This is a genomic window from Actinoplanes sp. NPDC048967 (assembly GCF_040649415.1).
Taxonomy (GTDB): Bacteria; Actinomycetota; Actinomycetes; order Mycobacteriales; family Micromonosporaceae; genus Actinoplanes.
The window spans coordinates 487,901-500,159 of the sequence record NZ_JBEZFL010000001.1; the positions used below are offsets into that span (position 1 = coordinate 487,901).

Annotated in this window: 12 protein-coding genes and 1 riboswitch; of the genes, 6 read left to right on the plus strand and 6 right to left on the minus strand. The window is 71.5% G+C overall.

The features are described from left to right. The first annotated feature begins 16 nt into the window (after positions 1–16). Both AB0C12_RS02335 and AB0C12_RS02340 read left to right on the plus strand, forming a co-directional pair. Positions 17–937, plus strand: coding sequence for a LysR family transcriptional regulator (locus AB0C12_RS02335; RefSeq protein WP_360543269.1), 921 nt, complete (start codon positions 17–19; stop codon positions 935–937). Positions 938–996: 59 nt separating this feature from the next. Beyond that, positions 997–1,899 (plus strand): DMT family transporter, encoded by a 903-nt coding sequence (locus tag AB0C12_RS02340; protein WP_360543271.1) that lies wholly within the window; start codon positions 997–999, stop codon positions 1,897–1,899. Between the two features lie 2 nt (positions 1,900–1,901). Here AB0C12_RS02340 and AB0C12_RS02345 read toward each other — a convergent pair whose 3' ends face one another. Further along, a complete protein-coding gene (locus tag AB0C12_RS02345; RefSeq protein ID WP_360543273.1) occupies positions 1,902–2,243 on the minus strand; it encodes a VOC family protein in 342 nt (113 codons plus the stop codon). Between the two features lie 77 nt (positions 2,244–2,320). Continuing rightward, positions 2,321–3,508: a hypothetical protein gene (locus AB0C12_RS02350; protein WP_360543275.1), complete on the minus strand. Its 1,188-nt coding sequence runs from the start codon at positions 3,506–3,508 to the stop codon at positions 2,321–2,323. An 865-nt stretch (positions 3,509–4,373) separates the two neighbouring features. Between AB0C12_RS02350 and AB0C12_RS02355 the strand changes: the two genes are divergently transcribed. Further along, complete coding sequence (locus AB0C12_RS02355) at positions 4,374–4,685, plus strand: hypothetical protein (protein ID WP_360543277.1); 312 nt, start codon at positions 4,374–4,376, stop codon at positions 4,683–4,685. A gap of 117 nt (positions 4,686–4,802) precedes the next feature. After that, entirely contained in the window at positions 4,803–5,912 is a 1,110-nt protein-coding gene (locus tag AB0C12_RS02360) for a DUF4241 domain-containing protein (RefSeq protein WP_360543278.1), read from the plus strand. A gap of 34 nt (positions 5,913–5,946) precedes the next feature. Here the strand turns inward: AB0C12_RS02360 and AB0C12_RS02365 are convergent, their stop codons facing one another. Together AB0C12_RS02365 and AB0C12_RS02370 are read right to left on the minus strand one after the other, a co-directional pair. Beyond that, on the minus strand, positions 5,947–6,579 hold the full coding sequence (locus AB0C12_RS02365) for a redoxin domain-containing protein (protein WP_360543280.1): 633 nt from the start codon (positions 6,577–6,579) through the stop codon (positions 5,947–5,949). Between the two features lie 56 nt (positions 6,580–6,635). Next, positions 6,636–7,568, minus strand: coding sequence for an NADP-dependent oxidoreductase (locus AB0C12_RS02370; RefSeq protein WP_360543282.1), 933 nt, complete (start codon positions 7,566–7,568; stop codon positions 6,636–6,638). 81 nt (positions 7,569–7,649) lie between these two features. Between AB0C12_RS02370 and AB0C12_RS02375 the strand changes: the two genes are divergently transcribed. Next, complete coding sequence (locus AB0C12_RS02375) at positions 7,650–8,051, plus strand: helix-turn-helix domain-containing protein (RefSeq protein WP_360543284.1); 402 nt, start codon at positions 7,650–7,652, stop codon at positions 8,049–8,051. A 172-nt stretch (positions 8,052–8,223) separates the two neighbouring features. Here AB0C12_RS02375 and AB0C12_RS02380 read toward each other — a convergent pair whose 3' ends face one another. After that, complete coding sequence (locus AB0C12_RS02380) at positions 8,224–10,479, minus strand: restriction endonuclease (RefSeq protein WP_360543286.1); 2,256 nt, start codon at positions 10,477–10,479, stop codon at positions 8,224–8,226. A 64-nt stretch (positions 10,480–10,543) separates the two neighbouring features. Between AB0C12_RS02380 and AB0C12_RS02385 the strand changes: the two genes are divergently transcribed. Beyond that, positions 10,544–10,921 carry a GNAT family N-acetyltransferase gene (locus tag AB0C12_RS02385; RefSeq protein ID WP_360543288.1) on the plus strand — a complete coding sequence of 126 codons (378 nt, stop codon included), beginning with the start codon at positions 10,544–10,546 and terminating at the stop codon, positions 10,919–10,921. A gap of 7 nt (positions 10,922–10,928) precedes the next feature. Here AB0C12_RS02385 and AB0C12_RS02390 read toward each other — a convergent pair whose 3' ends face one another. Then, positions 10,929–11,909: a DMT family transporter gene (locus tag AB0C12_RS02390; protein WP_360543290.1), complete on the minus strand. Its 981-nt coding sequence runs from the start codon at positions 11,907–11,909 to the stop codon at positions 10,929–10,931. A 198-nt stretch (positions 11,910–12,107) separates the two neighbouring features. Next, positions 12,108–12,224, plus strand: a riboswitch (SAM riboswitch). The last annotated feature ends 35 nt before the right edge of the window (positions 12,225–12,259 follow it).

Genomic DNA, 12,259 nt, shown 5'->3' on the forward strand with positions numbered 1-12,259 from the left:
CGCCTAGGATGCGGACATGGGACAGATCGACCTGCGGCGGCTGCGCCTGTTGCGGGAGCTGCGCGACCGCGGCACGGTCACCGCCGTCGGCTCCGCGCTGCACATGACATCGTCGGCGGTGTCGCAGCAGCTCGCGCTGCTGGCCAAGGACGTCGGGGCGCCCCTGCTGGAGCCGCACGGGCGGCGGGTGCGGCTGACCGACGCCGCCTGGCTGCTGCTGCGCCACGCCGACCGGCTGTTCGCCCAGTTGGAGCTGGCCCAGACCGAGCTGGACGCCTATGTGAGCGGGGCGGCGGCGACGGTCCGGGTGGACATCTTCACCACGGCCGTGCCGGCTCTGGCGGTGCCGGCGATGGGCCGCCTGGCCACGGACGCGCCGCGACTCACCCTGCGGGTGCGCGAGGCGGACACCGAGGAGGCGCTCGACCGGCTGCTGCGTGACGAGACCGACGTCGTGGTCGGGCTCGATGGCGAGGTACGGGCGGACGACGCGCGCTTCACCCGTACGCCGTTGCTGGTCGATCCGCTGGACGTGATCCTGCCGGCCGGGCATCCGCGGGCGGCCACCGCTGATCTGTGTCTCGCCGATCTCACCGAAGAGGAGTGGATCGTGCCGCCGGCCGGCCTGTGCCGCGACATCGCCCTGCGCGAGTGCTCGCTGGCCGGCTTCACGCCCCGGATCGCCCACACGGCGGACAGCTACGTCTCGGTCTTCGCCCTGGTCCGCGCCGGGCACGGCGTCGCGCTGGCGCCGCGGATGTGCACCGCCGGCCAGACGCCGGGCCTGACTTTACGGGCGCCCCGGGCGCAACAGCCGGCGCGGCAGGTCTCGGTCTTCCTGCGGCCCGCGGCCGAGCAGGCGCCGCACCTGCGACCGGTCGTCGAGGCGTTCCGCCGGGCCGCCGCCGAGCTGGAGCAATCTTTCACTTCTGCTTAACGGAAGCGCTTAGAAACAGCTGGTGGACGCCGGAGCCCTCGCACTTCGAGGATAGGACCATGAAGATTCGCTTCCTGGTTCTGGCGCTCCTCTGGGGCAGCAGCTTCACGTTCATCAAGGAGGCCCTGGCCGGCCTCTCCCCCGCTCAGCTGGTGCTGGCCCGGCTGGTGCTGGGCGCGGCGGTGCTGCTGAGCATCGCCGCGATCCGCCGGGTGGGGCTGCCACGCGGTGCCGCCGTCTGGGGCCACCTGACCGCCGCAGCCCTGTTCGGCAACGTCATCCCGTTCCTGCTGCTCTCCTACGGCGAGCGCACCGCGGGCGCCGGCATCGCCGGGGTGCTGGTCGGCGCGACCCCGCTGCTCACCCTCTCGGTCGCGGCCTTCGCGCTGGCCGAGGAACGCGCCACCGCGCGCAAGCTGATCGGGCTGCTGGTGGGCTTCGCCGGCCTGGTCGTGGTCATCGCGCCGTGGCGCACCGGAGGCGGGTCGGCCGGTGGGGAGCTGGCGTGCTTCGGCGCGGCGGTCAGCTATGCCGCCGGCTTCGTCTACGTCCGCAAGTTCCTGTCGCCGCGCCACCTCGCGCCGATGTCGCTCGCCGCCGGACAGCTGTCCATGGCTGTGGTGCTGCAGGCGGCGGTCAGCCCGTTCCTGCAGTGGGGCGCGGTGTCGCTGACCTCGCGGGTGACGGTGAGCATCGTGCTGCTCGGTGTACTGAGCACCGGGCTGGCGTACGTGCTGTACTTCCGGCTCATCGGCGAGGTGGGCGCGACGACGGCTTCCGCGGTCAACTACCTCGTACCGATCGCGGCGGTCGTCGTGGGGGCGATCACGCTGGGCGAGCGGATCACTCTGACCACTGTGGCCGGTGGTGTGATCGTGCTGGTCGGCATGGCGTACGCGGAGAACCGCCTGCGCCGTCCGCGCCGCGACCCGGTCACCGCGGCCGCGCCGCAGCCGCGGTGATCTCAGACCGGGCCGCCGCCGAACCCGATCTCGTTGCCGTCCGGATCCCGGAAGATCGCCTTGCGCACGCCGTTGTCGTAGGTCTCGCTGTGGGCCGGGGTCAGGCCGCGACCGGCGATCGCGGCCAGGCGGTCGTCGAAGTCGCTGACGAAGACGGTGTGCAGGGCGCGCCCGGCCCGGTCCGGGAGCACCTCGATGTACAGGAAGCGGTGCTCCGCGAGCTCCCAGACCGCTTCGGTGTCGTTCGGCAGGAACGACGGCGGCTCCCCGAGGAGCTGCTCGTACCAGGCCGTGGCGGCGGCGTAGTCACGGACCGGGATCCCCGCGAACAGGTCCAGAGTCATGCGCCCATCGTGCCACCTGCTCAGCGGCGCCCGGGGCCCGCCGGGCCGGAGTCCGCGCCGCCCCGGCCCGTGCTGCCTCAGCTCTGGAACAGCAGCGAGAAGCGGGCGTCCGCAGGGGCGCCACGGGACCAGCAGCGGATCCTGACGCTGACGACGTCGTCCCGCTCGTGCGGTACGGCGTCCGGGTGGCAGGACGCGGCGGTGTGGTAGGCGGAGACCTGCGTGTGCCCGCCGCGGGTCAGCTCGGCGGCCGGCATCTTCACGACGTAGTCACCGGCGGACCGGCGCTCGACCAGGGCCAGCGGGCCGGCGGACGAGAACTGCCAGACCGGGTTGGGAGTGAAGCTGCGCATCGCCGCTTGGTTGCTCCAGAGCTGGGCACCCCTGGCCACGATCCCAGGCGGGGCGGCCAGGCCGACCGAGTAGCTGAGAGCGAAGCGGCTGTCGACCGGCGCTCCGGCGGCGTCGAAGCATTCCACCTCGACCTGCATCCATCCCGCGCCGGTGACCTCGTCATGATGCGGATCCCAGACCGTCGGGTTGCAGGCGTGGACGACGTCGCCCACGGGCGTCACCTTGACCACGCCCGGCATGCCGCTGTCCGCCGACCGCTGCACGCCCTGCAGAGAGGCCACGTACACGCCGGCCCGGAGGCGCTTGACCGAATTCGGTCGGTGGAACGAGTTGAAGCTGTAGTTGTCGTCCGGGATGAAGGGGGACGTGGTGCCGAGCTCGTAGCGCAGGTAGGCGAGCGTACCGATGCCCACGTACCCCTGGAGGAACCGCACCGCGAACCCGGAGTCGGCACGGGCACCCCGGCCGTCCACGCAGGTCACCCGGATCGTCAGGTCGACCCCGTCGGCCGTACGGCCCCAGCCGCCCGTGCCGCAGACCCGGTGCGCGCCGGAAACCGCCGTCACCTCGACCGTGCCGCCGTCGACGCCCAGATCCTGCAGGATCACCTCATAGCTCCCCGGGCCGCGCCGGGACACCGACCGACCGCCACCGCGCGAGTTGCAGGAGCCGGTCACCGCGGGCCGCGGATCACCGGCGCCTTCCGCCGGCACCGTCAGCCAGGCGGCGTCGAGCAGCACCCGGCCCTTCTCGGAGATGCCGCAGACCGCGGCACGCGAGGTCAGCTTCTTCACGACGACGGGCCCCACCCACCATCCCAGGGCGACGACCGCGGTGAGCACCGTCACCACCCCGCTGAGGACCGCGGTCCACTTCTCCAGAGACCAGGTGCGCCACTCCCGTTCTCGCATGCGCTGTCGCACCGACTTGGTGTCCGTCGGCGGGGTGCGCCGGCCGGCTCCCTGCCGGCGTTGCGTCCGGGGCATCAGCGAGCGGCCGACATCCCGCCGCTGTCACCGCCGCCCGAGATCGAAGTGCCCCCGCCCGGGCCCATCATCGGCCGCGCCGGCACGGCCTGTCCGATGCCCGGCGCGACGGTGCCCGATCCCATGCCGGGGGTCACCACGACGACGTGCGTCCTGGCCGGCGGTGCGTTGCCCGGCCCCATCGTCCGCAACGGCGGCACGGCCGTCTTCCCGGGAGCCGCCGGGGGCGCCGGCTTTCCGGGAGCCGCCGGTAGCGCGGGCTTTCCGGGAGCCCCCGGGGGCGCGGGCGGTGGTGGAGCCGGCGTGTCGAATCCGGCGTGCGGCGTGCCGGCGTCGTCGGTGCCGGTTGCCGGCGGGGCCACCGCCGGCCCGTCAGGCGCCTGCCCGCCGCCTCCCGATCCGACGAGGCCCTGTCCATCGAGGCCCGGTCCGTCCTGGCCCAGCCCGCCGGCTCCCTGTCCGCTCGCCGGCGGCATCCGGCCCTGATCGTCCTCATCCGGCATCGTCGGCGGGCGGCCACCATCCGGCATGACCCTGTCGACGATCGCCTCCCACCCACCCGGCCGCGTCTCATCAGCGCTCCCGGCGGGCGACGTCGATCCCGCGCCGCCGTCCGCACCCGCGCAGCCGGCCAGCACCCCGCCGCACGCAACGATCAGCGCCAAGCTCGCAATTCTCCGCACGCCAGATGAACGCGCGGAGCGGCCGCCGGTTGCGGCGTCACCTGTGGGTTCGCCCGGGTGAGTGGCCCCCGCGCCGGCTACGCAGGTGGGCGTTGCATGCTGATCGGGTGCGCAAGCTGACCGAGGAAGAGTTCAAGGCCACGACGGTGCCCCGACCGGCGCGACTCGACACGGACGAGGCACCGCCGTTCGACTTCTGGCCGTACTTCGACGCGATCCCCCCGGCGGACTTCGAGGGCCACGACTTCTCGGACGGGGACGTGCCGTACGGCTGGACCATGACCGGCACGCCGTACCAGCACGTCCTCATCCAGTGCGAGACCCCCGACGTGTTCCTGGTCCTGGTGCTGGACCTCGAGGAGCGGGCCGTCGCCGGCCATCATCTGCTCGACCTCAACCAGGTGTACGGCCTCGCCTGAAACGCGCTCGGCGCCGAGGGCTGGGAGGTCGTCGCCGCCTTCCAAGACGACAACAGATTCGAGTACGTGCTGAAGAGAAACGTCGGCTGGGGTCGCCGTCTCCTAGACTCGCCGGTCATGGGGGCGACGCTCACGACGGTGTACTGCGACGGCTGGGACGACGGGGTGGTCAATCCGCTGACCAGAGACATCGCTGAGGCCCGGCATGCCGGCGGTGAGCCGTACTCGGTAGTTCTGCTGGCCGGCGGGCGGGCGCACGCCGTCGTCGACGTCGCGCTCGGCGACGGGTATCTCGGGCTGACCCGCTTCGACGGTTACGGCGGGCGGGCCTCCCGCCACCAGTGGCGGAGAAGCAGGACCGGCGACCTCTTTCTGCGCGAGGCACGCCGATGGCAGGGTACGACCACAACGACCGTCTCCTTCGAGCTCAACGGCCGCCGCACCGATTTCGTCGAGCGCGGCAACTCCAGCGCGAAGGACTTCACGCCGGACTCGCCGGCGCCGCGTCTCGCCGTTCCGGCTTTCGGCCAGTGGCAGGCGCTGCTGGAGTTCGCCGGTGACGGACGGCCCGAGATCGTCGACGCGTCGTCGCATCCGCTGCCGGTCCGTGCCGGCGTACGCCCGTGGCAGCCGCCCCGGCCGTTGCGGCCGTACCGGATCGAGGAGCTCTTCGCCGACGGCGCCGAGCGGCCGGTCCGGGACCGGACGACGCGCATCTCCACCCACGCGGCCGGGCCGTTGCATCTGCCGTCGGGGCGGCTGGTGGCCGCCGACCCGTCGTCACTGGACTACGGCGAGGAGCCGTTCACCGTCACCGTCGCGCCGGGCGGGTATCCGGTGACGATCAGCGTGGCGACCTTCGCCGACGATCCCGGCCATCGCCGGGTGGCTGCCGCCCGCCTGCAGATCACCGACTCACCCACCGCCACCTGGGAACTGGCCCTGCGCGACGGCCAGGACCGGCTGGATCTGGGCGACGGCGAGTTCTTCGGTTTCGGGGTGGACGCGGGGCTGGGCTGCTTCGTCGACGAGGACAATCGCGAACGGCTGTCCGAGGAATGGGAGCGGTTCGACTTCGACCGCTTCACCACCCTGGCCGAAGGGGGCATGGTGGCGTGGTCGAGCGGCTGGGGTGACGGCGCCTACCCGACCTGGATCGGCCGCAACTCATCGGGGGCGGTGACGTGCTTCGTCGCCGACATGCTGCTCTTCGGCGCGGGGACGTAGCGCGTGCCTCACGCCGGAGTGACAGGACCGTGCGTCAGGATCGGCCGCGCGGCGCCACCGGGATCGAGCCGATCTGCTGGCGCAGGGTCGCGATGATCGGCGCCGCCGGGGTGCGTGCCGCCGTGAACGGGTGCACGTCCGCGTAGCGCACCGTTCCCGTGCGATCCGCGACCACCACGCTCGGGTACGGCAGGACCGATCGCCGCGTGCCCAGCACTTCGGTGGCCGCCGGCGCCTGATAGCCGAGGCCGAACGCGTCGATCAGCGTGTGCCGGGGGTCGGCCGCCACCAGGTAGCTCACATCGTTGCGGTGTTTGACCGGGGCCAGCAGCTCCGCCCGTTGCGGGCTCACCGCCACCAGGTGGGCACCCAGGTCCGTGCAGGCCGGGGCCAGCGTCCGCTCGTACGCCACCACGGTCTCCTCGCAGGCCGCCGAGCCCGCGTACCGGATGAAGACCAGGACCAGCGGCCCGGTGTCCAGCAGCCGGCGCAGGTGGATCGGGCCCAGGTCGACCTCGATCAGGGGCAGGTCCGGGACCCGGCCGCCGGGGGCGATCATCCGGCTCCAGAGCGCGTCCTTCTCGAACTGGCGCCGGACTGCCGCCTCCTCGGCCCGGCGGCGGGCGGCGTCCGGGGCGGCGGCGCTCACGTGCACGGATCTCGTCATGGGCGCCACCATATCCATCCAATAGGTAGGCATTGTGAAGCCTTGATGAACGCTTGTCAGGGCACGAGCACCAGCCGTCCGCGCAGGCCGGCGGCGGCCAGCCGCTCGTGGGCCCGGGCCACGCCGGCCAATGGGATCGTGTCCGCCACGCGCAGCGTCAGCAGACCCGCGTCGACCAGCGCCGCGAGTGCCGTCAGGCGGCCGCCGTCGGCCCGCACCTCCTGGACGACGACGCTGGTGGCGCGCAGCGGTGGCGGGGCGAACGGCGCCACCAGGGCCACGAACACCCCTCCACCGCGCAGCGCTTCATGGGCTGTGACACCCGCCACGGCGGCATCGACGACCGCGTCCACTCCACCGGGGATCACGTCGCGGACTGCCGCGCCCAGCCGGTCCGTACGGGTCACGAACTCGTCGGCGCCGCGTTCCCGTACCGTTTCCTCGTCGGTCCCGGCCGCCACCGCGACCGTGCGGATGCCGCGAAGGGCGGCGAGTTGCAGCAGCAGGCCGCCGACCCCGCCCGCCGCACCGGTGACCAGCAGGGTCTGACCCGCTCGCAGCCCTGTCAGGGACAGGGCGCGGTCGGCGGTGAGACCGATCAGCGGAAGGGTGGATGCCTCCGGCAGGCTCACCGTGCGGGGCGCCGGGGCGGTCGCGAGCTCGTCCAGCACCACCCACTCGGCCTGCGCACCGCCGGCCGACAGGACGTCCCGCAGGCCGATGACGGTGTGGCCCGGGGCGCGGCGACGTACTCCCGGACCGACCTCGTCGACCACGCCCGCGACGTCCCAGCCCAGCCTGACCTCGTCAGCGGGCGGCAGCAGGCCCGCCCGCGTCATGGCGCCGCTGCGGGTGGACAGGTCGATGCGGTTCACGGCCGCCGCGGCGACGCGGATCCGGACCTGGCCCGGGCCGGGGCGGGGCTCGGGGCGGTCGGCCACTTCCAGGACTTCGGGGCCGCCGAAGCGGCGCACGATCACGGCTCTCATGGTGGCGACGCTAGGGGCGATATCGTCGGGCGGTAAGGACGCACCCGGGAGTGCGTACCGTACCGGGAGGAGACCGCCGCGATGGTCACGAGGTCCGCCGCAGAGCGCCGGGACGAGGCGCAGCGCGCCTACAACGCCAACCTCGCCGAGTGCCCTGGCCACGACCTGCTGGGCACGCTGAGCGACAAATGGCTGACCCTGGTGGTGGCCGCGCTGGCGGACGGGCCGCTGCGGTACGCCGAACTGTCCCGCGAGGTGGCCGGGGCCAGCCAGAAGATGCTCACCCAGACGCTGCGCAAGCTGGAACGCGACGGCCTGGTGACCCGCAGCGTCACCGCGGCGGTCCCGGTGCGGGTGTCGTACGAGCTGACCGCTCTCGGCCACGAGCTGCTGCCGTTGCAGCGGGCCATCAAGGGCTGGGCCGAGACGCACATCACCGCGGTGCACCGGGCCCGCGCCGCCTACGACGACCGCTCGGCCTGACTCCATCTCCTATCGGGATGCAGGGATGAGCTGCACTCCCCTGGACACAGGAGCTGAGCCATGAGCCAGGACGAGGTCGGCCTCAAGCCGGCCCGGTCGGCGGAGGCGTTCAGCGACCTGGACGCCGACGTGCGGCTGCGCGAGGTCAGCTGAACCGGACGACATCGGCCGGTCAGCCGTGGTTCGCGAACCGGCCGAACAGCCGGGCGAGGTCGTCCTTGTGCACCGCGCGGGCGGGTTCGCGGGGTGCCACCGAGCCCATGTGCGGATGAACCTCGGCGAGCGAGATCAGGTTGTGCAACTCGCGCACCGGATCCGCGCGGTCGTCGTGTTCGTCGATCGCGGTGAGGCCGGTCACGTCACCGGGCCGCACCTTGTCGAGGATCTCCGCCAGATCGTCGCGCCGGGCCACCGATCCGTCTCCGTCCTGCCATTGTCTGACGAGGCTGAGAGCACCCGATTTCAAGGTCTCCTCGATGTGTTCCTCAAGCCGTGATCCGAGATACAGCCCCAGTTCCTCGGCGATGTCTGCGGCTTCGCGGGCCGAGTCCCAGTCCTCGACGCTGCCCCAGAGACGTTGCCGGGCCTCATCGTCGATGATGTCCAGGATGTCGTCGACGTCCGCCTCCTCCTCGGCCAGTTCGCGGAGATACTGGACCAGCTCGGCGATGGCGTAGAGATCGGCACAGTCATGGACCAGCTCCGGCGCGCAGTCGGCGAGGTCGGCCAGCAGCTCGTCGGCAAAATCCCGGTCGTCGTGGACACGGGCGATCAGCAAGGCCGTCATGAACCGCCTCGGCAAGGTGTTCGGCAACGATCCGGCGAGAGATTCGGCCCGGAGCAGACCGAGGACTTTCTGTTTGACCACCTCACGCTGAGCGAGAGGGTCCGAAGATCGCAACCGGGTCCACAGTCTGCGGAGCTGCTCGTACGACACCACACTCTGGAGCAGGGTCAGCATTGCGTCGGGGCGCCGCCGGTAGAAGTCCTTCATGAAGTCCTGCACGGAAGGGTTCCCGACCACGATCCTCACCGTGTTCTCATGGTCGAAGATGACCAGCAGCGTGCCGTCGAGGACCTGCAACGCCTTGCGGAAGTCGTCCTCGGAGGCAGGCAGCCGGCGGACCTCGGTCAGGGAGCGCCAGGCCCGCCGCAGCGGGTCGATGTCTACCGCGCCGAATGAGTAAGCCGACTCCAGAAGCGCGACCTGATGCGCGGTGAGCTGGTTCTCGACGAGGTGCTGCCAGAGCTGGCTGGAATCGTCGAGCGATCGCAGCACGTTCGTGGCAACCTCGCCCGGGTCGGCATCGGCCTTCGTCAGGCTCAGGGTGAGGGCGATCAGCCGCGGGTTGAAATTACGGTGCTCGACAATCGGCAGGTAGGTGCCGGGTTCCGAGAAGGACGCCTGCTGCGAAGCGGTCAGATCGGCGAAGTAGACGTGGTTGTAGAGGATCTGGGCGCGAGTGTCGAGCTGGTATTCAGCGACGTCGACGACGCGGGTCAGGGGGTCGAAATCGGTGCGGCCCAGGCGTTCGTAGCGTTGCCGGGCCTGCGCCAGAACATACTCGCGGGTGGTCAGGATGAGCCGCTTCCTGGGATTTCTCCCCACGTGTTCCATCAGCCTCAGCAGCCGGCCGTCCTCGTTCTTGCGCAGCTTGTCGTCGAGCGCCGTCTGGCCGAGGAAGTCGTCGTAGTAGAAGACCTGGTGATGATCGTCGCGCCAGGCCGAGAACGCCTCCTCGACATCCTCCGAGATCTCCACCAGGTCGAAGCCCTTCGCGACGTGGGCGGCCGCCACCACCTGGGCCAAAGTGGTCTTCCCGGCCCCCGGAGCGCCGACGATGAGGCAGGCGTGCCGATCCTCGAGCAGCTCGAGACAACGGCTGAACGCGGGGACCGGAACGTAGGTGCGCAACGTCGTCTCGGTGTCGGCTGACAGCATCTGGGAGCGCGTACGAATGCCGTTGGTCAGCACTGCCTGAAGGACGGCGGTGCTGTTGAGCCACAGCCTGATGTGCCGCTGCACTATCTCGTCATTCGCGCGCAGCTCTTCCTCGATCTCGCGCAGGCCCCACAGGTCCCCCGTGCTCTTCACCCAGGGTGTCAGATCGGCGAACAGGCGCTTCTTGGCTTCCGGATTCAGATCCACGGAGGTGGCGAGCAGATAGCGGTCCGGCTTGAGCGCGTCGACCTTGGGCTTCTCCTTCTTCGCCATGTGCGCCACCAGGTTGGCGCGGCCGCTGCGACCCCAGTGTTTGCACTGGACGATCCAGGTCTCACCGGACGGCGTGACGTACCGGAGGTCCATTCCACCGTCCCGGCCGGGCGCGAACAGCTCGAACCGGACGCCTAGCACCTGTCCGAGCAAGTCACGGCAGAGAGCCTCGAAATCCGCGTCGGTGATCCGGCCGATGTCAAAGCTGTCCAATGCAACTCCTGCCGTGTGGCGTCGATCGGTGGTCAGCATAGGCAGGCCGCGGGGTGGCGACCCGTTGTGCGATGAGTCCTACTGGGCTGCCGGGCGGGACTACGACGTGGTGGCGCGGTCGATCGAGGGGTCGTTGCCGTACTCGGTCTTTCACGGCAGCGAGCAGGTGGCCTTCGCCCGGATCGTCACCGACGGGGCGACCCTCGCGTGGATCTGCGATGTCTTCGTGGCCACCGGGCACCGCGGCCGGGGTCTCGGCCGGTGGCTGGTCGACAGCATCGTCGAGGACCTCACCGACCAGGGTGTCGCGCGTTTCATGCTCGCCACCAAGGACGCCCACGAGGTCTACCGGCGGGCCGGCTTTTCGGAGCTCGAGGGCGCCGACCGCTTCATGAAGCTCGACCGGCGTCCCACCCGCGCCGCCATCCTCGGGCAGGCCTGAGGTCCGGTCAGGGCGCGGCCGCCGCCGGGCCGGGGCCCGCGACCACCGGGTCGTCCGGCGGCCGGGCAGCGCGGCGGCGGGACAGCACCCCCTGGGAGATCGCCACGCCCGTCAGCACGATCAGCGCGCCCAGCGGCTGGTTCCAGATCAGGTGCTCGCCCAGGATCAGCACGCCGACCACCGTCGCCACCACCGGCATCAGGTAGGTCACCGACGCCGACGTGCTCGCGCCGGCCACCCGGATCACCCGCATGTTGAGCACGAACGCCAGCCCGGTGCCGAGCGCGCCCAGCGCCAGCACGCACAGCACCACCTGCAGTGACAGCTCTGTCGGGGCGGGCGGCGCGCCGGCCAGCAGTGGCGCCAGCACGGCCAGCTGGGCCAGGGCCATCAGCAGCTGCCCGCCGGCGATCGACACCCCGGAGCCGGCCCGGCCGGCGATGAACTTCTTCTGGTACGGGATCGCGACGGCGTAACACATCGCCGCGCCGAAGCACATGAGCTGCCCGGTGAGCTGCGAGCCGCCGAGGTCGCGCCAGACGCCCAGCACCACCAGCACACCGAGGAAGCCGGTCGCGATGCCGGCCACCCGGCGCGGAGTCAGGGCCTCGGTGCGGAAGACCAGCACCGCCAGCGGCAACGCGACCAGCGGGGTGGCCGCGTTCCAGATGCCGGCGAGCACCGAGGAGACGCGCTGTTCGCCGTACCCGAAGAGGGTGAAGGGCACCGAGACGCCCAGCGCGGCCACGACCGCCAGATGGCCCCACAGCCGGGCGTCGCGGGGCAGCCGGTCGCGGGTCACCGCGAGCACGATCAGCAGGACCGCCGTGCCGGCGGTGACCCGGGCGAAGGTGAGCCACAGCGGATGCAGCTCACGGACGCCGACCTTGATGAACAGGAAGCTGGTGCCCCAGATCGCGGCGAGCGCCAGATAGCTCGGCAGCCAGTCGCGGGGGTGGGCCGTGTCAGGGGCGGTAGGGCTACGCACCCCTGACACTCTGCCGCACGGGTACGACACTTCGCTCAGAAGGCCGCCGGCACCGGACCCTGGTACCTGTCGGCGATGAACTTGCCGACCTCGAACCGGCGGGCGAGATCGGCGACGATCGGCTCGTCGGCCGCCGCGCCCGTTCGTCCCGCGGCACACCGGTGACCTCCAGCGGGCGGCTCTGCTACGGTGCTGTCAGGTCATGAGTGCCAGCGCGAAGCCCCGGCTTGCTGGCCGGCAACCCTTGTGTTCGCGATGGGGTGCTCCGGGTGAGGACCGGGCCGGCGTCGACACCGACGCGGGCAAGCGCGGGCCCCGGGGCGGGGTCCCCGACCTCCCGGAGGCAGCAC

What these genes read in the sequence shown, in the direction of transcription:
- AB0C12_RS02335 (WP_360543269.1), top strand. Translation starts at nt 17, where the DNA reads ATGGGACAGATCGACCTGCGGCGGCTGCGCCTGTTGCGGGAGCTGCGC.
- AB0C12_RS02340 (WP_360543271.1), top strand. Translation starts at nt 997, where the DNA reads ATGAAGATTCGCTTCCTGGTTCTGGCGCTCCTCTGGGGCAGCAGCTTC.
- AB0C12_RS02345 (WP_360543273.1), bottom strand. Translation starts at nt 2,243, where the DNA reads ATGACTCTGGACCTGTTCGCGGGGATCCCGGTCCGTGACTACGCCGCC.
- AB0C12_RS02350 (WP_360543275.1), bottom strand. Translation starts at nt 3,508, where the DNA reads ATGCGAGAACGGGAGTGGCGCACCTGGTCTCTGGAGAAGTGGACCGCG.
- AB0C12_RS02360 (WP_360543278.1), top strand. Translation starts at nt 4,803, where the DNA reads ATGGGGGCGACGCTCACGACGGTGTACTGCGACGGCTGGGACGACGGG.
- AB0C12_RS02365 (WP_360543280.1), bottom strand. Translation starts at nt 6,579, where the DNA reads ATGACGAGATCCGTGCACGTGAGCGCCGCCGCCCCGGACGCCGCCCGC.
- AB0C12_RS02370 (WP_360543282.1), bottom strand. Translation starts at nt 7,568, where the DNA reads ATGAGAGCCGTGATCGTGCGCCGCTTCGGCGGCCCCGAAGTCCTGGAA.
- AB0C12_RS02375 (WP_360543284.1), top strand. Translation starts at nt 7,650, where the DNA reads ATGGTCACGAGGTCCGCCGCAGAGCGCCGGGACGAGGCGCAGCGCGCC.